This window comes from Myroides gitamensis (assembly GCF_029894455.1).
Taxonomy (GTDB): domain Bacteria; phylum Bacteroidota; class Bacteroidia; order Flavobacteriales; family Flavobacteriaceae; genus Flavobacterium; species Flavobacterium odoratum.
The window spans coordinates 80,523-103,648 of sequence record NZ_JARYHN010000001.1; the positions used below are offsets into that span (position 1 = coordinate 80,523).

At 36.1% G+C, this 23,126-nt stretch carries 15 protein-coding genes and 1 riboswitch; of the genes, 7 read left to right on the plus strand and 8 right to left on the minus strand.

Features of this window, described 5'->3' with window-relative positions:
- Positions 1–102: 102 nt before the first annotated feature.
- Positions 103–7,719 carry an MBG domain-containing protein gene (locus M2306_RS00400; protein WP_259189718.1) on the plus strand — a complete coding sequence of 2,539 codons (7,617 nt, stop codon included), beginning with the start codon at positions 103–105 and terminating at the stop codon, positions 7,717–7,719.
- 79 nt (positions 7,720–7,798) lie between these two features.
- Entirely contained in the window at positions 7,799–8,665 is an 867-nt protein-coding gene (locus M2306_RS00405) for an outer membrane beta-barrel protein (protein ID WP_115091443.1), read from the plus strand.
- 209 nt (positions 8,666–8,874) lie between these two features.
- Here the strand turns inward: M2306_RS00405 and M2306_RS00410 are convergent, their stop codons facing one another.
- The 4 genes from M2306_RS00410 to M2306_RS00425 form a co-directional block, all read right to left on the minus strand.
- Positions 8,875–10,428, minus strand: coding sequence for an FMN-binding glutamate synthase family protein (locus M2306_RS00410; RefSeq protein ID WP_115091442.1), 1,554 nt, complete (start codon positions 10,426–10,428; stop codon positions 8,875–8,877).
- A 325-nt stretch (positions 10,429–10,753) separates the two neighbouring features.
- Positions 10,754–11,971 (minus strand): voltage-gated chloride channel family protein, encoded by a 1,218-nt coding sequence (locus M2306_RS00415; RefSeq protein WP_259189715.1) that lies wholly within the window; start codon positions 11,969–11,971, stop codon positions 10,754–10,756.
- Between the two features lie 29 nt (positions 11,972–12,000).
- A riboswitch (Fluoride riboswitch) is annotated at positions 12,001–12,061 on the minus strand.
- A 65-nt stretch (positions 12,062–12,126) separates the two neighbouring features.
- Positions 12,127–12,492 (minus strand): PUR family DNA/RNA-binding protein, encoded by a 366-nt coding sequence (locus M2306_RS00420; RefSeq protein WP_002987195.1) that lies wholly within the window; start codon positions 12,490–12,492, stop codon positions 12,127–12,129.
- Positions 12,493–12,566: 74 nt separating this feature from the next.
- Positions 12,567–14,318 carry an ABC transporter ATP-binding protein gene (locus M2306_RS00425; protein ID WP_259189714.1) on the minus strand — a complete coding sequence of 584 codons (1,752 nt, stop codon included), beginning with the start codon at positions 14,316–14,318 and terminating at the stop codon, positions 12,567–12,569.
- Between the two features lie 433 nt (positions 14,319–14,751).
- On the opposite strand from M2306_RS00425, the gene M2306_RS00430 reads away from it, so the two are divergent.
- From M2306_RS00430 to M2306_RS00440, 3 genes are all read left to right on the plus strand, one after another.
- Entirely contained in the window at positions 14,752–16,071 is a 1,320-nt protein-coding gene (locus M2306_RS00430) for an aspartate kinase (RefSeq protein ID WP_259189713.1), read from the plus strand.
- 10 nt (positions 16,072–16,081) lie between these two features.
- Positions 16,082–17,245 carry a diaminopimelate decarboxylase gene (gene lysA / locus M2306_RS00435; protein ID WP_259189704.1) on the plus strand — a complete coding sequence of 388 codons (1,164 nt, stop codon included), beginning with the start codon at positions 16,082–16,084 and terminating at the stop codon, positions 17,243–17,245.
- A gap of 80 nt (positions 17,246–17,325) precedes the next feature.
- Positions 17,326–17,562: a hypothetical protein gene (locus tag M2306_RS00440; RefSeq protein WP_259189702.1), complete on the plus strand. Its 237-nt coding sequence runs from the start codon at positions 17,326–17,328 to the stop codon at positions 17,560–17,562.
- Positions 17,563–17,607: 45 nt separating this feature from the next.
- Here the strand turns inward: M2306_RS00440 and M2306_RS00445 are convergent, their stop codons facing one another.
- Both M2306_RS00445 and M2306_RS00450 read right to left on the minus strand, forming a co-directional pair.
- A complete protein-coding gene (locus tag M2306_RS00445) occupies positions 17,608–18,096 on the minus strand; it encodes a hypothetical protein (RefSeq protein WP_115091437.1) in 489 nt (162 codons plus the stop codon).
- A gap of 124 nt (positions 18,097–18,220) precedes the next feature.
- A complete protein-coding gene (locus M2306_RS00450) occupies positions 18,221–19,444 on the minus strand; it encodes a porin (RefSeq protein ID WP_115091436.1) in 1,224 nt (407 codons plus the stop codon).
- 122 nt (positions 19,445–19,566) lie between these two features.
- On the opposite strand from M2306_RS00450, the gene prmA reads away from it, so the two are divergent.
- Together prmA and M2306_RS00460 are read left to right on the plus strand one after the other, a co-directional pair.
- Positions 19,567–20,397, plus strand: a complete 831-nt coding sequence (prmA, locus tag M2306_RS00455) for a 50S ribosomal protein L11 methyltransferase (RefSeq protein ID WP_259189699.1) — start codon at positions 19,567–19,569, stop codon at positions 20,395–20,397.
- 27 nt (positions 20,398–20,424) lie between these two features.
- A complete protein-coding gene (locus M2306_RS00460; RefSeq protein ID WP_002987178.1) occupies positions 20,425–20,700 on the plus strand; it encodes an ATP-dependent Clp protease adaptor ClpS in 276 nt (91 codons plus the stop codon).
- Positions 20,701–20,707: 7 nt separating this feature from the next.
- Here the strand turns inward: M2306_RS00460 and prfH are convergent, their stop codons facing one another.
- Positions 20,708–21,340, minus strand: coding sequence for a peptide chain release factor H (gene prfH / locus M2306_RS00465; RefSeq protein WP_259189695.1), 633 nt, complete (start codon positions 21,338–21,340; stop codon positions 20,708–20,710).
- Between the two features lies 1 nt (position 21,341).
- Complete coding sequence (locus tag M2306_RS00470; protein WP_259189693.1) at positions 21,342–22,733, minus strand: RtcB family protein; 1,392 nt, start codon at positions 22,731–22,733, stop codon at positions 21,342–21,344.
- Positions 22,734–23,126: the final 393 nt, after the last annotated feature.

A 23,126-nucleotide genomic window follows, 5' to 3' on the forward strand; every position in this document is an offset into this window, starting at 1 on the left:
AGAATGTTATATTTTGCTTAAGTTTTTGTAAAGACACCTTATGGCTTCAAAAACACAGAACAATTAAATCAATTATTAATCATTATTTACTCTATTTAATTTATGAAGCAGAAATTACTTTTAACGTGGCTGTTCTTACTCAGCTTTTCGTTATCAATGTTCTCCCAGATCCAAATTGGTTCGGGAACAGCTACTACGGATCGGTTTCCGATTTATGGACGAGACTCTTTCAGTGTTAGTCAACAGATTATTCTGAATTCTGAGTATGTAGCTCAGGATGGAATGGCTGGAGATATCACGAAAATAAAATGGTTTGTAGATGCTTTTTCGGATGGTAGTGATAAATGGGACGACTGGGATGTATATATTACTCACACAACTAAAACCTCTTTTTCAGGAAGTTCTGATTATGTGTCTTTAGTAGGAGTCACACCAGTATTTAGCGGTATAATTACTCCAGTTGTAGGCCAATGGCTGGAATTGACCTTGACTACTCCTTTTAATTATAATGGGACGGATAATATTCTAGTTACCGTAGTGGAAAAAAAACCAGATTACTCTACTTACGATGGAAGACCTTTTTTTAGAAGCTATACGGCGACAAATAGAGGGATATATAGTTCTAGAGATTCAGGAGGAATTTATAATGTGGTAAATTTAAATAGTGTTTCTGGAACACGAACTAATTCGGTGGGCCAAATACAATTTTTAGGAGTTTTGAATCCTTGTCAAAAACCAGAAAATCTTTCTGTTTCTGGATTAACTTCAACCACAGCTACGATGAATTGGGTGAATAACTCAGGGAGTATTATGGCACAAGAGTATGAACTGCGTACTAACACAAATGTCGGAACAGCGACTGGAAGAATTAGCACTGGTTCAGTATCAAATGCTGAAGAACAAGTTGATTTGACTACGTTGACTCCAGATACACAATATTATTTTTATATCAGAACAAATTGTGGAGATAATAATAATTCGTCTTGGGCAGTGATTAGCTTCAAAACTCTTTGTACGTCTGTTAATATTCCTTATGTAATGGCTCTTTCTTCATCTTCTGTTGTGCCAAGTTGCGTTACAGTACAAGATGTTAATAACGATAGTAAGACTTGGACGGCTTCTAGTAAACCTTCTTCTTCAGGTTTTGTAGATGCAAATGTAATGAAGTATAATATGCATGCTACTAATGCCGCGAATGATTGGTTTTATACGCAAGGATTAAATTTAGTAGCAGGACAAAGCTATCGTGTTTCTTTTAAGTATAGAGATGCAGGACAAGTCGAAAAGTTGAGAGTAAGTTATGGCTCGTCAGCTCTTAATACAGCTATGACCAACGAATTATTTACAATTGAAACAGGAACTACCAACGCGACAGTAAATAAATTTATTGATTTTATACCTGCAACAAGTGGTGTATATTATATTGGTTTTCAGTCGTATTCTGATGCGAATAAGGCTTCTTGGTTTATTGGAGATATTAAAGTGGATGCATCGCCAGCTTGTATTGAACCAACTGATGCTATACTTACTAGTGTGACAACAAATACAGCTATTTTTAGATGGACAGCTTCACGTAGTTTACCAGCAAATGGGTATGCATATGAAGTTCGTACGGAAGGTAATCCAGGTGATGCTGCTGGGCGTGTAGCATCTGGAACTACAGCAGCGGGCGTAGTTACAGCAACAGTAAATGGACTACAGTCTAATACTGCCTATAAGTTTTATGTGAGAGCTGTATGTTCTGGAACTGATTTAAGTGTATGGACAGAGGTATTAAACTTTAGAACGGATTGTGCAATCGAGAACGTACCTTACGTAATGGATATCAATTATGTAACTACACCAAATATTCCGTTCTGTTTAGCAGTACAAAATGTCAATGATGATAATAAAACATGGATATCATTTGATAAACCATCTGGAACTCCATTTAGAGGTACAAAAGTAATGGGATATCCTTTTCATAGTACGAATGCTGCGGATGATTGGTTTTTTACTAATGCAATTAATTTAGTCGCAGGTCAAAGTTATCGATTGAAATTTAAATATTCGCATGGTAATTGGGCTGAAAAACTACGTGTAAGTTATGGTGCCTCAGCGGTGAATACAGGAATGACGACTGAGTTGTTCACTGTAACTACCAGTTCGAGTGGTACTACAATTGAGAAAATTATAGATTTTACACCAGTTACAAGTGGGGTGTTTTATATTGGTTTCCAAGCGTATTCAGATGCAAATAAACTGAATCTATATATAGGAGATGTTGAATTAGATAAAACGCCAACTTGTTTTGTTCCAGGAGAGATAACCGTTGATAGTGCTACTTTAGCTTATAATAGTGTTACGTTTACTTGGGCGGTGCCAGAGCAAGCGCCTGCTACTGGATATGAATATGAAGTTCGCACTTCAGGTAATCCAGGAGAAACAGCAGGGCGTGTAGCAACAGGAATGACAGCTGCGGGTGTATTAACAGCTACAGTAAATGGCTTACAACCGTTAACAGATTATAAAATTTACATCCGATCAGTGTGCGTAGGGACAGATAAAAGTGCTTGGACAGAAGGAAAAGTATTTAAAACACTTTGTCAACCTCCTGCTTTAGTTTCTTCTACTGGTGGATCAATTTGTGGAGTTGGTACGACAACACTTCAAGCTACTTATGAAAGAGGCCTGGTAAGATGGTATGAAACAGCTACAAGCACAACTGCATTAGGTACAGGAAATACATTTGTTACACCAGAAATTTCACAAACGACATCATATTGGGTAAGTTCAACCGCGGATGCAGTAATTAAGAATGTAGGAAAAGTTGCCCCAACTGATAATTCTACGTATGAAGGTACGGATACAGGTATTGTATTCTCTGTTACAGAGCCAATAAAAATTACAAGTGCAAATATTTATGCTACAAGTAGTGGAACTATAAATGTAAAAATTACTAATAGTGCAGGAACCGAATTATATTCTACAGGGAATATAAATATTCAGGCAAATGGTTTAACAACACCGACTCAAGTTCCTATGAATTTTGATGTACAGCCAGGTACAGGTTACCGCATGTTAATTAAAGCTTATTCAGGAGTATCTTTAATTAGAGAATACTCAGCTTCTTTTCCTTATGTAAGTGATGATAATGCAATTACACTTACAGGAGGATATCTTTCGGGTGCAAGTTCCACCTATTATTATTTTTATAATATTGGATATGAAGTAGGATGTACAAGTCCTCGTACTGAAGTAGTAGCTACTGTAACTGAAGCACCAGCTTTTACATTATCAACAGCGGAGTTAGAAATTTGTAGAGAACAAGCAAGCAATGTAGTTACTGTTACTGAAGGAACTGCAAATTATGATACGTACGAATGGATGCCAACTACAGGAGTAACAGGAAATGCTACTACGGGATGGACATTCTCACCAACAGAGACTACAGATTATGTGTTAACTGTTTCTCAATCGAATGGTGCTTGTAAAGTTAAAAAGACAGTACGAGTTGTTGTAAAACCTACTCCAGAGGTGAATGGTATGCTAACATCAATAGAGTTGTGTCCTGGAACAGTAGGAGAATTGAATGCTGGTACTGGTAGAAGTACTGAATCTATTTTTGGAACAGGAACATTGGCTACAGGTACAACAAGTTATCCAAATCCTCTGTCTGCTTACTATGGAGGTGTGAAGACACAAATGCTTTATACCAAAGACGAATTGTTAGCAAAAGGATTAACTGCAGGTAGTATGATTCAAACACTTGCCTTTGAATTAAATGCTTTTGCAGCTTCTCAGTGTAAAGATTTTACCATTCGAATGGGACATACAACTATAACTGCTATGGTATCGGCAAGTTTAGGTACTTCGTCAACGTTGACAACCGTGTATAATAGCCTATCTTTTACTCCATCAGCTTCAGGTTTTGTAACATTTACATTGAACACTCCATTCGTGTGGGATGGTACAAGTAATTTAATTATTGAAACTGTACACAATGCTGGAAACGGAGGTAATGGTTCTGGAACAACACATCGTTATTCAACTACTACATTCGATAGTGTTGTTTACGGAGCATCTGATAGTGTTACTGGAGGAATAGGTGGAATGGATACTAGAACCTCATTTACTTCTAGTGGCGTTTCGAGAAATAGACCTAATATTAAATTAGGATTTACGGCTACACATCAATATACATGGGCTCCATTAATGGGCTTATACACAAACCCAGAGGGAACTGAAGCATATACTGGAGATTCACGTCGAATAGTATATGTAAGAGCTACAGATCCAGCTACTTATACTTTAATAGCTAAAGATGGAGATTCAGAATGTGAGATTACAAGAGAAGTAGCAGTAGAAATAGTAGATCTTGGAAGTTTTGTAATTGATGAATCTACTTTTTGTGAAACAGTAAATGTTACTGATATTCCAATGACTATTACTGGTGAAACAACTGCAAAATGGTTTGCTTCAATGACAGCTACAACAGCGTTAACAACAATTACGCAAACAGGTACGTATTATGTGGAGTTGACCAATGGTATTTGTAGTTCACCACGTCAACCGGTACAAATAGAAATTATCCAACCTGTTCTTCCAATTGCGGATGCGGATCAATCATTATGTGAAGATACTACATTGGCAGATTTAGTGGTTACATTGGCTAATCGATTTGAAAGTAAATGGTATGCATTTGAAACAGCAACGGAAGCTTTACCTGATACAACCGTATTGAGTAACGGAACGACTTATTATGTCTCAAGTCATTTCCCTCAAGTAGGATGTGAGTCTGAAAGAATAGCAATAACTGTTCATTTATCTCGTACTCCAGCTCCAGAAGCACAGGCGATACAGAGATTTTGTTTAATTAATAATCCAACAGTTGCTAATTTAACAGCAGAAGGAACAGCTATTAAATGGTATGATGCTCCTGTAGGAGGAACCTTGATTACACCTACAACACCTTTACGAGATGAAGCAATATACTATGCTTCACAAAAATTAAACAATTGTGAAAGTGAAGTTAGAACGGCTGTGCAGGTGTTTGTTGAAGCTATATTAGAAGCTCCAACAGTTGCAACAGCAGATATATATTATGCATATGGTGATACACCAGTTGTACTTGAAGCGAACCTTACCAGTGGAGATGAATTAGTGTGGTATGTAGGTGATGCAACAACGGGAAGTACAACTGCACCAACGCCTTCGGCAAATGCAGTTGGAATCACAACGTATTGGGTAAGTCAACGTATCATCAATGGATGTGAAAGTGCACGTACGGAAGTTAAAGTACATGTAACACCAGCTGTATTAACTGTTGTTGCGAATGATCTTGCTAAAGTATATGGAGCAGCAGATCCAACGTTAACTTATACAGTTGAAGGATTTAAATTGACAGATAATGCAAGTGTAGTAACAGGAAGATTAGCTAGAGTAGCTGGAGAAAATGTAGGAGATTATGCAATTGGTATAGGTAGCTTAAGTGCAGCTAATTATACATTTGATTTTACAGCAGCGACTTTCAAAATTACACCAGCAGTATTAAGAGTACAAGCGACTCAAATGACTAAAGTATATGGACAAGTAGAACCTACTTTAGGATTTACGGGACAAGGATATCAATTTAATGATGATAATACAGCATTAACAGGTGCTCTAGTAAGAGAGCCAGGTGAAAATATCGGTACGTATGCGATTACACAAGGTACGTTAACATCGACAAACTATACGATTACGTTTACAGGGGCAAACTTTATAATTACTCCTGCAGAATTGACCATTAAAATGGTTAATCAAACGAAAGTATATGGTGATAATGATCCAGCCGTAAACTACCAAGTAGTAGGATTAACGAATGGCGATACAAATGCGGTTCTTACGGGAGCGTTAACACGTCAACAAGGTGAAAATGTGGGAGTATATGCTTACCAAAACGGAACTATAGCGACTACAACAAATTATCGCTTACAGTTTGAGTTAGGTAATTTAACCATTACTCCAGCTACTTTAATGATTACTCCTATAGGAGGACAGAATAAAGTATATGGACAAGATGACCCAGTATTAAATTATACAGCAACTGGATTTAAATTCACGGACACAACAGCTGTAATTAGTGGTTTATTAGGAAGAGTAGAAGGTGAGAACGTACGTGTTTACCGTTATGCAGTAGGTAGTTTAGCTTCGCTTCATAACAACTATACATTTGTAGTTGATACAGCAATTACGTTTGAAATAAAACAAGCACCTCTTGTTGTTGTTGTTGCAAATCAGCGAAAAATATTTGGAAGCGCTGATCCAATCTTAACTTACACTCTTCAAGGATTGCAGTTTAATGACAGAAATGTAAATGCAATTTCAGGTAATTTAGGAAGAGCAGCGGGAGAAGCAGTAGGTGTTTATGCAATCAATCAAGGAACACTTGCAGCGAGAGCAAATTACTTTATTGACACATTTGTACCTTCAACGTTTGAAATCGTTAGAGATGAAGTAGGTAATGTTACACTACCATCAAAAACATTTACGTATGATGGTACGGTGAAAAGTTTAGCGGTAACAGGAGATTTATCACCAAATGCTGTGGTAACTTATGTTAATAATAATCAAACAGAAGTTGGTCGTTATGCAGTAAAAGCAATTATTGATTACGGTCCGAATTTTGAAACAAAAGAATTGAACGCTGAATTGAGAATTGTCAAAGCAGAACAAGTGATTACGTTTGATGAATTGAGTGTTGTAATATTAGATGATACTCCTTCATTCCAATTAGAGGCTAGAGCAAGTTCTAGATTGCCAATTCGTTACGAAGTGACTTTTGATGATCAACCAATCTTAACCATGACACCAGCTGGATTAGTTACACCATTACAAGTAGGTACAGCAACTATTACGGCTTATCAAGACGGTAATGAAAATTATTTGCCAGCTAAACCAGTGTCAAGAACACTAATCATTAAGAGTAATGGAACGGAAATATCCGAACTACTAGTAGACGGTGTTTCTTATGGTAAAATACAAGATGAAACGTATGTGGTATTAGATTGTGCTACTAACCAAAATACAGTAACCTTAGATGTTATTGTACCAAAAGGCACAACAGTAAAACCAAGTACTCAGATTGTAGTAGACGTGAAAACATATGGAGTACATAGACAAGAAATCGAAGTATTCTCAGAAGATGGCACGAAGAGTAAAAAATACTATGTAATCATAGAGAAACGTTTAGCAACCACAAATGTTATTTATCAGAAATACGAAAACGTATTATTAGTAAATAACAATCAAGAAACAAACGGAGGCTATAATTTTGTGAAATTCGAGTGGTTTAAAAATGACGAATTGATCGGTACACAACAAGCGTATTCTGCAGGAGGTGAATATGGAATGAAACTAGATCCAACTGCTACATACCACGCTGTTCTTACTTTGAAAAATGGAACTAAGTTTACAACTTGTCCAATTGAATTAGGATTTGAACAGGCAGAGGAATTGCAAGTTTACCCGAATCCAGTTCGTAAAACAGAGTCGTTGAATGTTGTATTAGATTCTAAAACAGATTATGAAAACTCATACATTATTTATAACGTATTAGGACAAGTAGTAAGTAAAGGATCATTCAATGGCAATAGAAAAGAGTTGAATTTACCAACTACAATTACTACAGGATCTTATTTCTTAGTATTGAAATCAGAAGGGAAACACCAATCTGTTCAGTTTATTGTAAGAGAATAGTAGGAAAGAGTAGGTTTATTAATTTTAAATAGTTGTCAGGCGGTAGCACCGCTTCCGCCTGATTTTTAAAACGAATTTTATGAAAAAAGTTATATATGCATTAAGCCTATTTGGTCTGTGTTTGATTAGTCAAACAGCGACAGCTCAATTTAGCCGTTACTATTACAACAAACACGAAGTCGGCGTTAGCGTGCAAGGTGGTTATTTAGGTGTTCAAAATAGTTTGCCTTACAATGCGAAGTCAGATGGAGGAATGTCTTATGGAGCAGGGCTTCACTACGATTATCATTTGTCTCGCAAATGGAGTGTAGGTATTGGAGGAATTTATACCATGAATACCATCAAGAGCGACATGAGTCGCTTAGAAGGAAGTTTACCTGTAACCGATTGGGAAGGAGATAACTTTATCTTTCGATACAAAGCCAGTTCAGTTAGCGAGAAAATAACACTAAATCAGCTGAACATTCCAATTACAGTAGGTTATACAATGGAGAATAATTTGTATTTCAGAACGGGAGTTCAGATAGGGTTGAGTATGACGAGCGAGGTAGAAACGACTTTCAATCAGCTGCAAACCGAAGGATATTTTCCACAATATGAATTGGTTTTACCTTATCCTGAATTTGGAGGATTGGGCTCTTTTGATTCACCTAAAGAAAAGAAAGATATTGATGTTGATACGCGAATCGCTTGGGTAGGAGAAGTAGGATACAAGTACGAATTAGCCGAAAGACAAAATCTATACTTTGGATTGTATTTTGATATTGGATTAAATGATATCAAGAAATCTGATAGTAAAGCTGACAGATCCGCTTTAATTGGTTATAAACCGGATGCTGTAAAAGGAGAAGCTTTAGTACAACGCAATGCAGTGTACGACAATGCAGCGTATAAATTAAAAACATACGCTGTGGGAATTAAAATAAAATATGGTTTTGGTCTATAATTGATTTTTTGTTTTAATTGTTTTAGCACTCGCTCGTTAAGAGTGAGTGCTTTTTTAGGGAAAGAGAGAGGGTGGTCTAACAAGGCTGCCCTCTTCTTATTTATGCTGGTAAACGAATGATGTTGATCAAGATAAAGTCTTAATAAGGTGGGATATAAAAAAAGGCTGTCTCTTTTGAAGACAGCCTTTTTTTTTATTAATTGAATAAGTTATGCTTTTTTACGCGTATCTAATTCTCCGAAGTACATTTCTTGAAAACTCTTAGTTACACCGTGATCCACACGTTTATGGAACGTTCTAGGGTCAATTTCACTTGGTTTTTCATATCCAACTGCACTGATGAATTCTCCTAAAGCTTTCATTGTATTTTTGTGGAAGTTAGCTACACGCATTCTCTTGTCTGTAACATCTAATGCTTTGTATAAGGTTTCATCTTGTGTAGCAATTCCTACAGGACAGTGACCACTGTCACACTGTAAAGCTTGAATACAACCTAAAGCAAACATCATCCCTCTTGCACTATAACATGCATCAGCACCAAGTGCCATTGTCTTAGCAATATCAAAGGCAGAGATAATTCTTCCTGAAGCTAAAAGTCTGATTTTTCCTCTTAATCCATTTTCGATTAATGTCTTATTAGCAAATACCAAAGCATCATTCAAAGCCATTCCCATATAGTCGATAAACTCTAATGGAGCAGCTCCTGTACCACCTTCAGCACCATCAATAGTGATAAAGTCAGGTGTGATACCTGTTTGTTTCATTGCATCAATAATAGCGATGAACTCATCTCTACGACCAATACAGATTTTAAATCCAACTGGTTTTCCGTTTGATAACGTTCTAAGCTTAGCCAAAAACTGTACTAATTCAATTGGATTACTGAATGCAGTGTGTCCAGATGGTGAGTGTACCGTTGTATGAGGTGTAATACTTCTAATTGCAGCAATTTCAACCGTATTCTTTTCAGCTGGTAATAATCCTCCGTGTCCAGGTTTAGCTCCTTGAGAAAGTTTTAACTCGATCATTTTTACCTCAGGGTAATTTGAACGCTCTTCAAACAATTGGTCACTGAAGAATCCTTTTTCATCACGACAACCAAAGTATCCTGTACCAATTTGCCAAATTAAATCTCCTCCTGAACGGTGGTATTGGCTAATTCCTCCTTCACCTGTGTTGTGAGCAAAACCACCAATTTTAGCTCCTTCGTTTAAAGCAGTAATCGCTTTTTTACTCAAGGCACCATAACTCATTGCACTAATATTATAAATACTTGCGCTATACGGTTGTTTACAATCTTCACCTCCAATTAAGGTTCTGAAATTAGTATCTGAAACGTGTTTTGGATATACAGAGTGTGCAGCCCATTCGTAACCAATACGATTAGCATCATCTTGCATACCAAATGAAACGGTTTGTTTTTCGTTTTTAGCTCTTTGATAAACAATAGAGCGCTCGCGACGGTTAAATGGTTTTCCGTCTAATTCTCCTTCCCAAAAATACTGACGCATCTCTGGACGAATAGATTCAAACATATATCTGAAACGCGCAAATAAAGGATAGTTTTTACGAATCGTATGTTTGTTTTGAATTAAATCATAGATTGTTAAATATGTTAGAATTCCGGAGATTACAAGATTAACAATGCTAGCTGTTGATTGGTAAAGAACAAAAGTGGTAATAGAGTACAATACGTAAATCACAACCAATGCAATGGTCAATTGTCCAAATGTGAATCGATTAAAAAACTTTTTGTGAAACATAAATCTAAAATTTAGTGCAATCTTTTTGTTGTCTAGTTTGTAATGTTAATAGTTTAAAAATAGGGTGAATAGGGCCGATTTTTTCCCCTTTTCTAATTCAAAAAAACAGAAAATAAAATCACTTCTATCGGAAGCAAAGGTAGTAAAGATTTTGAATTTAAAAGATTTTTATAATTATTATTTTGGCAAGATTATGCTGTAAAAATGCTAATATGATAATTTTATTAGGAATGAATGATGATTTTTTATATATTTTTATATTTGTATGATTAAAATTTAATCTTTGCTCTTTTTTTTTAGTGTTTAAGCGTATGGAAGCTTGGTTTTATAGGTATAATTGAAATTTATAGATGCTGTGTTTACCACTGATGAAATAGGCGATTAGACAACAAAGGGCAGTGTAGATAAGTGTTTCACTTCCAAATAATTCAGTAGCCATAAAGATACACGCCAGTGGAGTTTTTGTAGCACCTGCAAATACAGCAACAAATCCTAAACTAGCAACAAATCCGATAGGCAATTGAAGGTATAGGGCTAAAAAGCTACCCAAGGTAGCACCAATGAAGAATAAAGGGGTGACTTCTCCACCTTTGAAGCCTGCACCTAATGTAAGAGCTGTAAATACTATTTTGAGTAAAAATACACTGTAGGTTTGCGAGGTATGAAAGGAATCAACAATAGTTTCTACCCCCAATCCTAAGAATCGCGTATCTTGAATCAAATAAAAAAGAAAAAGAAAGACAATTCCACCCAAAAATGGACGCAAAGGAGGATAACTAATAAACTTGGATGCAAAATGCGAAACGGTATCCGTTGACTTAACAAATAAAATGGCTGTTAACCCAAATAACACCCCCGCTATACTCACCTTCAGCAGTGTATAGAGTTCTAAAGTAGGAACCCAATCTACTATATAAACCGTATGCGTGATGCCCCAAGCTAAACATACATAATGCGAAACAATGGAAGTAAGGAGCAAAGGCAAGATATAAGTGTACTTATTACGACCAACAACCATGAGCTCTAAAGCGAACACCGTTCCAGCTAGTGGAGTTCCAAAAACAGATGCAAATCCGCCTGCAATCCCCATCAGGAGCATCGCTTGTCGATCTGTAGCCTCTAGTTTGAAAAGTTTCGTGAATTGATCTGCGATTGCACCCCCCATTTGTACCGCAGTTCCTTCTCTACCAGCAGAACCTCCAAATAAGTGGGTAACCCAAGTACCTACTAAAACTAAAGGTGCCATTTTAAATGGTATTTTTGCTATAGGGTGATGGTATTCTTGAATTAATAAGTTATTGCCTTTGTTTGCATTCCCTCCAAAATAGTAGTATAAACAGCCAATAAGAAATCCTCCAACAGGAAGCCCAAATAAGAATAGTGGATTCGCTTGACGTACTGTTGTAACGTATTCTAGAACAAATAGAAATAGAGCAGAGGCACTACCAATTAAACTACCAATAAGTACACTTAAAACTACCCAAACGAAAGGTTTGTTCGGGGAATGGAAAAGAAAGTCTTTAATTTTTTTACTTGTATTCATAACGGCTTTGTATAGATTATATAAACTATAGTATACTAGACGTCATCAGCTCCAAGGCGGTTCGAGGCAGACATCATTGCCTATTATGATGATACAAAGATAAAAAAAAGTTCAACCCATCGAGTTGAACTTTCGTATTTATTTTTTATAAAAGATTAAATATCATCAAATTCTACGTCTGTAAAACTGTTTACTGAATCATCATCTTCTTTTTGATATTCTTTTTTGAAATCTTTTTGGTGTCTTTCAGAAATAACTTCTTCACCTTTATGATTTACTACGTATTCTGTCATTTCATCTAAGATGTCTTTAAATGCAGCAAAATCTTCTTTGTATAAATAGATTTTGTGTTTTTTAAAGTGGAATGATCCATCGTCTTCTGTGAATTTTTTACTTTCAGTTACGGTTATGTAGTAATCATCAGCTTTTGTAGCTCTTACATCAAAGAAATAAGTTCTTCTACCCGCTCTCAATACTTTCGAGAAAATCTCTTCTTTTTCTAACATTTCGTTATCTCTCATAATCCTTCTATCAATTAATTGATTTGTATATATAGCTTTCAAAAGTCTAAAAAAAATCCTAATAAACCAACTTTTTACACTATTTCTTTTTCTTTCAATTGTTTTTCATGTAACTCCGCATAATATCCTTGTTGATTAATTAAAGTTTCATGTGTTCCCGCCTGAATAATTGCACCTTGATCTAAGACAATAATCTGATCTGCATTTTTAGCTGAGGATACGCGATGCGTAACAATGAGCGTAGTGATATGTTTGCTGTGTTCTTCTAAATGTTTTAAGATGCGCTCCTCAGTTTCTGTATCTACTGCGGATAAAGCATCGTCCAATAAGAGAATAGGAGCGTCTTTGATTAAGGCTCTCGCAATAGAAACACGTTGTTTTTGCCCACCAGACAAGGTCAATCCTCGTTCCCCTAAAACAGTGTCATACCCTTTTTCAAATTGCTCAATATTGTGATGAACGACTGCCTTTTTAGCGGCATCAATTATTTCCTCAATCGTCGCATCTTCTTTTCCAAATCGTATATTATTGCTGATCGTATCCGAAAATAAAAAGGAATCTTGTGGAACAACGGCAACATTTTTTCTCAAATCAGTTAAATTACAATCCTCAATAGGAGTTCTGTCAAATAGAATACGCCCTGAATCAATAGTATACATACGACTGATTAACGATAATAACGTACTTTTTCCAGATCCTGTTTTTCCTAAAATAGCCAGAGTTTCGCCTTGTTTTAAGCTAAAGCTGACATCTTTTAAAGCCTGGATACCTGTGTCCGTATAAGTAAAAGAAACATGTTCGAATGTGATATCTCCTTTGATTACTGTAGGATTAGGATTGGTATTGTAAATTTCAGGTTGTACATCTAAAAACTCATTGATACGCTTTTGTGAAGCTTCTGCTTCTTGAATCATCGAAGAAATCCATCCCAAAGAAGCAACAGGCCATGTTAACATATTGATGTAAAGAATGAACTGGGCAATGACTCCAATATCGGGAATTTTGCCATTGAAATACATGATAGAACCAATGGTAATTACCAGTAAATTACTCAGTCCAATCAACAAAATCATCAAAGGACCAATCAAGGCTCCCGTTTTAGCTAGTTTAAGCGATTTCTCTTTGCTGCTCTGGGTTAATTCTTCAAATTCAGCTACTTTTTTAGGTTCAATAGCATAAGCTTTGATGACGCGCATCCCCGAAAATATCTCTTGCGTAAAAGTAGATAAGATGGATAAGTTCTGCTGAAAAATTAAACTGCGTTCATTGATTTGTTTGCTGAGTTTAAAAATAAAATACCCCAATAACGGCAAGGGTAGAAGCGAATAAAAAGTCAATTGAGGTGAAATGATATACATCTGCGTCAATACAACAGCAAAGCGAATTAATGTATTGATCGAATACATGACCGCCGGACCTACGTATTGTCTTACTTTTCCAACATCTTCACTGATGCGGTTCATTAAATCCCCTGTTCTATTTTGCTTGTAAAAGCTTTGAGTGAGAATTTCGTAATGCTTGAAAATATCATTCTTTAGGTCAAATTCAATATGGCGAGACATCACAATCAACGTTTGACGCATTAAAAAAGTCAAAAATCCGGCAATTAAAGTCGTAACCAAAATCCAAAAGATATTGGACAATAACAGCGCAGTAACTTTTTCCTTGTCAAAGGTGTTTAATTGCTCTAAAATTCGAATCGAATCCCCAACTAATTTTGGAGTATAAAGAGTGAAAATCTGAGCAACGATCGTAATAATAACACCCGTAAGGAAGTGATATTTATACTTATAGAAATATTTATTTAAGGATTGTAAAGCTCGCATAGTTTGTTTGTCTAGTCTTGCAAAGTAAGGAAAATGATGGAGATAAAACCATCTTTTCACAACTTTAAAAAGTAAGATGCAAATATAAACTATTATTCTTTTTTCTTGTAATACTGATCTTTCATTTCACACAAGGATAGGGGAATTAACGAGATTGGATGAAAAAATAATTGAGGGTAGTACTAAAATCAAATTATTAAAAATAAACTAATTAAAAGTTAAAAATATTTTAATGAAATAAAAGGTAAAGAGAAAGTGAATATATTTGTTGCATACTAAAAAGAAGAAAAATGCAATTTATCGTTATAAAAAAGGGAAAGAAGATAAACTTACGTCAAGCATCGTGAGCAATATCCTTATTTTTTATAATGAAATAAAATAACAAAGGGTTTGTCATCGCGGCAAACCCTTTTTTTGTGTGTAAATGAAAGATATGAAAGTATTAAAATTTGGAGGAACTTCTGTGGGAAGTCCTGAGCGATTCGAAAAGTTATGGCCTATTATCCAATCGCAAAAGAGCGATCGAAAATTGGTCGTTTTATCTGCAGTGGCAGGAACAACAAATGCATTAGTAGCGATTGCAGCACACTATGCACAAGGAGAAGTAGCTCAGGCGCGGCAAATGATTCAACAGCTATTTCAATCTTATCAAGTATTTGTGGATGCGCTTTTTGTTACCACGGAAGGAAAAGAAAAGGGACATACGCTAATCCAAAGTCATTTTACGCTGCTAGATGAGTTGGGAAATGATTTGTTTACTTCGGTAGAAGAACGTTGGGTCTTGGCACAAGGCGAATTGTTGTCCACAGCGCTCTTTCATCAGTATCTTACAGAAAAAGGAATTGCATCCGTTTTGCTTCCTGCTTTAGATTTTATGCGAATCAGTGAAGATCAGGAACCTGATTTACCCTATATTCAACAACAATTAAACGATAAGCTTACTCAATTTCCGACAGCAACCTTGTTTATTACACAAGGGTACATTTGTAGAAATGCTTTTGGCGAAATAGACAACCTAAGACGAGGGGGATCTGATTATACTGCTTCTTTAATTGGAGCAGCATTAAAGGTAGAAGAAATTCAAATTTGGACGGATATTGATGGTTTTCACAACAATGATCCACGTTGTGTATCCAATACCAAACCCATTGCTCATTTGAGTTTTGATGAAGCCGCTGAATTAGCCTATTTTGGAGCGAAAATATTACATCCTCAAAGTGTTTTTCCAGCGCAAAAAGCCAATATTCCTGTTCGACTACTCGATACATTGGATATCCAGGCGCCAGGTACTTTAATCTCCTCGACGTTTGATCATCCCGATGAAATTGTAGCCGTTGCAGCGAAGGATAATATCACAGCTATTCGCATCCACTCTTCGCGTATGTTACTAGCTTATGGTTTTCTAAGACGTGTTTTTGAAGTATTTGAACGTTATAAAACACCCATAGATATGATTACCACTTCTGAGGTAGCAGTTTCATTGACGCTGGATGACTGTACACATTTACAGGCAATTATAGCAGAATTGAACCATTTTGGAAAAGTGGAAGTGGATGAAGATCAGACTATTGTTTGTATTGTAGGAGATTTTAAGCGAAATAAGAATGGGTATGCAACTCTTGTGTCGGAAGCGGTAAAACACATTCCGATTCGCATGATTTCCTATGGAGGAAGTGAGCATAATATTTCACTTTTGCTTCCGTCTAAATACAAAATAGAAGCTTTACGCGCTTTACATCACCGATTATTTTAAAGAGAGAACTATGATTTCAACTGCGATATTAGAACAACTAAAAAAAGAAGAAACACCTTTGTATTACTATGATTTGCCATTGCTCAGAGCAACGATATCTGCGGCAAAAGCTGCTGCGGATCAATGGGGATTTCACATTCACTATGCGGTAAAGGCGAATAATAACCCCAGAATCCTCCAAGAAATTAGCACCTTAGGATTAGGGGCTGATTGCGTCAGTGGCCTAGAAATAGAAACGGCAATTGCCCATGGTTTTCAAGCGAAATCAATTGTTTTTGCAGGTGTAGGAAAAACAGAAAAGGAAATCCGAGTGGCATTGAGTCAAGGCATATTGGCTTTTAATGTAGAATCACTGGAAGAATTGCAAGTCATTGATGCCATAGCTAGAGAAATGGAAACACATGCTTCAGTTGCTTTGCGCATAAATCCCAATATTGATGCAAATACCCATCATTATATCACTACAGGGTTAGATGAGAATAAATTTGGTATCATGATGCACGAATTGGAGGATTGCTTAACCCTGATTCATTCTAATGAAAGTGCGTTAGCTTTGGTAGGATTGCATTTTCACGTGGGGTCTCAAATTACGGATTGGACTGTTTTTAAACGTTTGTGTTTAAAAGTTAATGAATGGAATACGTGGTTTATTGAAAGGGGAATTGTAGTGCCAATCTTGAATGTAGGGGGAGGGGTTGGTATTAATTACAAAAATCCGGATGGCGAAGCAATCGTAGATTTTGCCAACTTTTTTGCTTTGTTTCATCGTTTTTTGGAACCCAAGCCAGGGCAACAAGTTCATTTTGAACTAGGACGATCATTAGTAGCTAATTGCGGAAGCTTAATCAGCCGTGTATTGTATATTAAAAAAGGGGTGAATAAAAACTTTGCCATTCTCGATGCGGGTATGACTGAGCTATTGCGACCTGCACTGTATCAAGCCTATCATCAAATACAGCGTTTGGAGCAAGGTAAACTTCCTGTTGAGGCAACAGAAAAGTACGAAGTAGTGGGGCCTATTTGCGAAAGTAGCGATTGCTTTGGTAAGAATGTAGAGCTTCCTGTATTAGTTCGTGGAGATTTGGTTGCTATTCGTTCTGCAGGGGCGTATGGAGAGGTGATGTCTTCTCGTTATAACTTGCGCCAACCGCTGCAATTTTATTTTGAAGAATAAATGCTTTTGTAGTAGATATTAGAAATACTTTGTTAAATTTGATTGAGATAAAAACAAAACTTTAATTTAACACCAGTAAGATGAAATTAGGAGATATCGACGTAGCAGGAGAATTAATCGATTTGAACTTTCAATTATTAAGAACACAAATCTTATTAGAAGAAGTATTAAAACACAATGCAGAAACATTAAAATTGCCTTCACCTGAAGCAATGAATGAAATTAATGAATTTGCTTTACAATCTATTCAAAAGAAATTTCCAAATATGAATATTGCTAAAAGGGATGATGAACAACAACAACCTCAAGCAGAATAAGGATAAAAAAAAGTCGTGATTTAAATCACGACTTTTTTTATTATGTTAACTGCAGTGAGAAGCGTTCCAATTGGTGTGGCCTCGTCCTTCCCAGCATTTATAGCTTTGTTTGATTTGCGTTACTTGGTTGTGACCATCTTTTGCTTTAATAGTCATGACCACTTTTTTCGCTTGCATCGAATCATCATTTATTCCTTCTTCAGTTAAAGTAATCAAAGTAAGCGATGAATTTGACATTTGTAAAACGGTGATGTCATAGCTGTATTTTCCTTCTGCTTCTTTATCTTCTGGAGCGTAGAATCGCATGATTCCTTCTACTGAAGTTAGTTTCTCACGTTTAATAGCTTCGTTTAGTTTATCTATTGTTTCTTGCGAAATCAATTCGTATTCGTCAATAGCAGTATCAATTTTCACTTGATCTACTGGAGTACTTGTCTCTACCTCAGAAGGAGTGGGGGATGGCGCTTTGTCTTTACAGCCCATCACACTTAATCCAACAAGTATCATGCTGAAATAATAAAATAATCTGTTCATCGCTAATTAATTAAGATTGTACTCTTATAAATATATAGAAAAAAAACAGAATATTGTAATTATTTTTTAGCTTTCTATTGAGATTACTAAACTTTTAGTTATAAACCTATGCTAAAAGAGCGAATTAAATACCAATTTCGAATTGCATTCTAAAATACCAATTGTTTTTACTTGATCCTTGGTAGAAATCTAATTTATCATACGTCAATTCAGCCTGAAGTTTGAAGGCATGTTCCCATAAATATTTGGTTACCCCTACAGTAAACTCAGTCGTATTAGGTAAGTTTAATTGCTCGTATAGTTGTGTTTTCATTTTTTGAGTTGAAACACGCCCAATTAACTCGTAATTACTAAGAAACAAATAACTTAATTGGTAATCCATTCCGTGCCCTGCATATACATAGCTGTTGCGTTTAGTTCCATCTGGATCTATACCAGAAGTAATAGCATCATCAACATTTCGATTCATAAAAGAAACCATTCCAGCCCATCCATCATATTTTAGGATTGCATCGGCCATGAAAGAGTTTAGATTTCTCGTTTCGTATAATTTTGTTCCTGTTTGTCCTTGTGAGTTTTCTGCATTATTGTTGTGTGAAAACGTACCAGCAAGCATTAATTTTGGCTTAGTTTCTCTCGCGATATCTCCTTCAAAGTAAGCTCCATTATTTTTAAAACTTCCCATAGGGAATAATTCCACGCGACCTGTTAAAGCATAGCTATCACTTTCAGAACCTTGGAAATTTCTTCCGCGACCTGTTGAAACCGCTGTTTTGATGACATAACCAAATTTGTCTTTGCGCTCTTGGTGATAGTAAGCTTGCAAACCAAAATCACGGTCGATATTAAATTTAGAGTTGTTAATTGAACGATCCGTTAACTGAAGCGCTCCTGAAGAGTTAATACGCTGTCTGTTTCCTGGAAGTTTTGTTTGTCCAAAGATGAAACTCCAATTCTCATTTGGACGATAAGTCATTGCCGCATCACGGATGATATTCACCGATTCTCCCTCGACAGTTTTCCCCATATCTTTTGGCGCAAATGACAACTGAATTACGTATAAGAACTTAGGATTCCCTACATAACCATCGAAACGCAAACGCAAACGACGAATCTCTCCTTCATATTTTGTTTTTTCCCCTTCATTCTCCATAAAAGTCAAGCGGTTTTGCATGCGAAAACGCAAGTTTAATTGAAATATACTATCCGAAGATGTAATTCCAACTCCTTTACCGAAGTTGTAATAAGGAAGTTGAGCTAATTTAATATCGTTATTAGCCGTTTCAATCTTTTGTGCTATTGCGTTAAGTGATAGTAACGACAATATTAATAAATAGATTTTTTTCATGTGTTCGTGTGTTGAGATTGCAAAAATAAGATTAGTTTTGTTTCCACATTTATATCGTTGTTATTGAAATGTAAGGGCAATGTTATTAAATGGTTAACTAAAGATAGTAAAGAAAAAACAGCATGTCATATATTGGATATCATTTTACAGTAGAGCCTTTAGTGCCTGGTGTAGAAATTCTTATCGCAGAATTAGGTGAAAAAGCATTTGAAAGTTTTGAAGAAACAGCTATAGGCGTTAGTGCGTATGTACAACAAGACTTGTGGACAGAAGATATTTTAGAAGATATTTTTATTCTACAATCGGATCAATTTACCATTACCTATCGAAAAGAAGAAATCGAACAAGTAAATTGGAATGAGGAGTGGGAAAAGAATTTTGATCCCATTGACGTAGATGGAGTATGCTATATTCGAGCGCCATTTCACGAAAAAACACAAGCGCAATACGATATCGTAATTGAGCCTAAAATGAGTTTTGGAACAGGACATCATGAGACAACTTATATGATGGTACGCCAAATCTTAAACAACGACATGCAAGATAAAGTTGTTTTGGATATGGGATGTGGAACGTCAATTTTAGCTATTTTGACTGCTATGCGCGGAGCGAAACACGTCGATGCTATTGATATTGATAATTGGTGTTATCTGAATTCAATTGAAAATGCTGCCCGTAACGCTTGTAGTAATATTGAAGTATTTGAAGGGGATGCCTCTATTTTAGTTCAAGAACCTAAATATGATGTGGTTTTAGCCAATATTAACCGAAATATTTTATTGAATGATATGGATCACTATATCCGTACCATGAAAGAAAATGCTGAAATTTACTTCAGTGGATTCTATACAGAAGACGTTTCAAGTATTAAAAAAGCAGCAGAAGAAAAAGGTTTAACCTTTGAAAATCATTTAGAAAAAAATAATTGGGTATCTTTGAAGTTTAAAAAGTGATAGTCATTGTATTAAAATTTTGATATTATGAGTACAAAAGAAATCGTAGAAGAAAAGATTGATGTATCAGAATTGTTGAATGGTCAGAGTGAAATTATCTTGTATAATGATGATGTCAATACGTTTGATCATGTAATTGAAACCTTAATCAAAGTATGTGACCATACAGCAGAACAGGCAGAGCAATGTGCGATATTAGTACACTATACTGGAAAATGTACGGTTAAGACGGGTGAGTTTAAAAAATTAAAACCACAATGCTTGCAATTATTAGATGCAGGGTTAAGTGCTGAAATACAATAAAAGGGAGCTAATTGCTCCCTTTTTGTTTAAACTGTGGTCCTATAAATAAGCGTGTAGGATTTCCTCTTGCTATGTGTAATTGATTCATCCACGTTTGTTTTTCCACGAGTTCTGCGTGGTTCTCTTTGGATTGTTCCAATTTAAGAAGCAATCGCTCTTTGGCTAATTTTTTGTTCTGGTGCTGTGATCGACTATCCATCGCAATGACCTGTAAACCTGTCGGAAGATGCGTGATGCGTACTGCAGAACTTACTTTATTGACGTGTTGCCCTCCTGCACCTGAACTGCGAATCGCTTGATAAGCGAAATCTTTTTCCTCCCAATGTACTGCTTGTTCTCTCGGTTCAGTTTCAAAAATACCTATGAACCAATTCTTGCGTTTGTGCTTGGGCCTCAAAGGACTGCTACAAACCCACTGTATACTTCCTAACCATGATTCAATAAATGCTTGAACAGCTTGCTTATCTGTTCCTTTTATTTCAACGAAAATCGAATCAGATGCTGCTAGAGTTGAAGATAAATAGGTAGCAACAAGCTGCTGTTGATTCGCTTCTTTGACTAAAATAGCTGCGATTTTAGTAACAGCAAGAGCACATTCTGCTGGCCCTCTTCCTGATGTAATTTGTATAATCCGCTCCATATTACTTATCCATTCGTACAAACTTAGGAGTAAAGGTTCCTAGTACTTTTACTAAATCTTCTTGTGCTTGCATGACAGCATTAATGTCTTTATAGGCCATTGGTGCTTCATCTACACTACCACCTATTAGTTGTACACCCGCTGTTTTTAATTCGGTTTTAATATCGCTCTTGGTGAATTTACTCTTGCAAACATTTCTTGAATGTAATCGGCCTGCTCCATGTGAAGCAGAATGCAAGCTAGCTTCATTTCCCAAACCTTCCACGATAAATCCATTTGTCGTCATGGATCCTGGGATAATACCCAATTGACCAACTGCAGCAGGTGTTGCTCCTTTGCGGTGAACAATCAATTCTTCTCCATTGATGACTTCTTTCCATGCAAAATTGTGGTGATTCTCTATGGTAAAAGCAATTTGTTTTCCCAAAGCTTTGGCAATGCGACGGTGAATATCGTCATGACAAGCTTTAGCATAGTCACCAGCTAAATTCATCGCCATCCAGTATTCTTGACCATCGTGAGTGTCGAGATCCAACCAAGCCAAATGTTGTGCATTACTTGGTATAGGACATTGTTTTGTTGCCAAATAAGTATAGTGTTTTGCAATATTGGCGCCCAAGCCTCTCGATCCACTGTGGGATAAAACAGCTAAATAATCACCTGGAATTAATTTCCACTCTGGTTTGGTTTCTGCTAAGTGAACAATGCCAATTTCAACGAAGTGATTTCCACTCCCTGATGTCCCCAATTGCTTGTAGGCCTTATCTAGTAATCCTTTCACAAAGGGAATATTCTTAAATTCATCGCGATAGAATACTTCGTGATCTACTTTATTTTGATGCGTTTCATACATACCAAACTTGGTGTGATCGGATAAAATATTCAATAACTGATGGTCTTTTCCTTTGAGAAAGGAAGCTGGTAAATTGAATACAGATAAACTCATTCGGCATCCAATATCAACCCCAACTCCATAAGGAATAACAGCATTGTGTGTGGCTAAAACCCCACCAATTGGCAATCCATACCCATAATGAGCATCGGGCATTAAAGCACCAGCTGCTGCAACGGGTAATTTTAAAGCAGTATATAATTGATATTTGGTTTGTTCATCTATAGCATCTGTTCCAAAAATGGAGAAAGGCGCCCTAGTGTGAGTCAATTCATGTCGTTTGATTTCGACTTGCTTGACCATGCTTTCTGCTACTTTTCCCCAGATACCATCACCTAAATAGGCGTCGGGGTTCTGTAACACTTGTTTTGCTTCCCTAAGTACCGCGTCTTTGTTTTCTTTTTTCTTATAACGACTAATGGTACCTAAAGCAATATTGATTGTATTATTTTGGGGAAAACCCAATTGAATTAAGTCTTTCCCTGAAAGTTTCCTTCCCATGATATGTTGTTTAATTGACAATAAAGGTCATGTAGGATTTACATGACATAAAAAATCGTTGGCGTTCGACCAACACGTCAATTCGGGTTTTCTGTAAAGGGTCCGGAATAAACAAAAAAAAGCCCGAATTTACATCTTCGGGCTTTTCATATATAAAAGTAATTGATTTTACTAAAAAGAAGTACCACGAAGATACACTCCTGCACCTGGTGCGGATGTGAACAATGCCGATGTAGAATTTAGTACAAACATTTTTTCTTCGTTTTTTATGTGTTAAACTTATTTTAATGCAAATTTTGCAAAAACTTTTTGATATAAACAACAAAAAATGATTTTTTATTTTTCTAAAGGAATAATAGTGAGAAAAAAGCAATAAGTGCTTGTTTGAGAATT

Excerpts from the sequence above, each read along its gene's own strand:
- M2306_RS00400 (WP_259189718.1), top strand. The coding sequence starts at position 103 with ATGAAGCAGAAATTACTTTTAACGTGGCTGTTCTTACTCAGCTTTTCG.
- M2306_RS00405 (WP_115091443.1), top strand. The coding sequence starts at position 7,799 with ATGAAAAAAGTTATATATGCATTAAGCCTATTTGGTCTGTGTTTGATT.
- M2306_RS00410 (WP_115091442.1), bottom strand. The coding sequence starts at position 10,428 with ATGTTTCACAAAAAGTTTTTTAATCGATTCACATTTGGACAATTGACC.
- M2306_RS00415 (WP_259189715.1), bottom strand. The coding sequence starts at position 11,971 with ATGAATACAAGTAAAAAAATTAAAGACTTTCTTTTCCATTCCCCGAAC.
- M2306_RS00420 (WP_002987195.1), bottom strand. The coding sequence starts at position 12,492 with ATGAGAGATAACGAAATGTTAGAAAAAGAAGAGATTTTCTCGAAAGTA.
- M2306_RS00425 (WP_259189714.1), bottom strand. The coding sequence starts at position 14,318 with ATGCGAGCTTTACAATCCTTAAATAAATATTTCTATAAGTATAAATAT.
- M2306_RS00430 (WP_259189713.1), top strand. The coding sequence starts at position 14,752 with ATGAAAGTATTAAAATTTGGAGGAACTTCTGTGGGAAGTCCTGAGCGA.
- lysA (WP_259189704.1), top strand. The coding sequence starts at position 16,082 with ATGATTTCAACTGCGATATTAGAACAACTAAAAAAAGAAGAAACACCT.
- M2306_RS00440 (WP_259189702.1), top strand. The coding sequence starts at position 17,326 with ATGAAATTAGGAGATATCGACGTAGCAGGAGAATTAATCGATTTGAAC.
- M2306_RS00445 (WP_115091437.1), bottom strand. The coding sequence starts at position 18,096 with ATGAACAGATTATTTTATTATTTCAGCATGATACTTGTTGGATTAAGT.
- M2306_RS00450 (WP_115091436.1), bottom strand. The coding sequence starts at position 19,444 with ATGAAAAAAATCTATTTATTAATATTGTCGTTACTATCACTTAACGCA.
- prmA (WP_259189699.1), top strand. The coding sequence starts at position 19,567 with ATGTCATATATTGGATATCATTTTACAGTAGAGCCTTTAGTGCCTGGT.
- M2306_RS00460 (WP_002987178.1), top strand. The coding sequence starts at position 20,425 with ATGAGTACAAAAGAAATCGTAGAAGAAAAGATTGATGTATCAGAATTG.
- prfH (WP_259189695.1), bottom strand. The coding sequence starts at position 21,340 with ATGGAGCGGATTATACAAATTACATCAGGAAGAGGGCCAGCAGAATGT.
- M2306_RS00470 (WP_259189693.1), bottom strand. The coding sequence starts at position 22,733 with ATGGGAAGGAAACTTTCAGGGAAAGACTTAATTCAATTGGGTTTTCCC.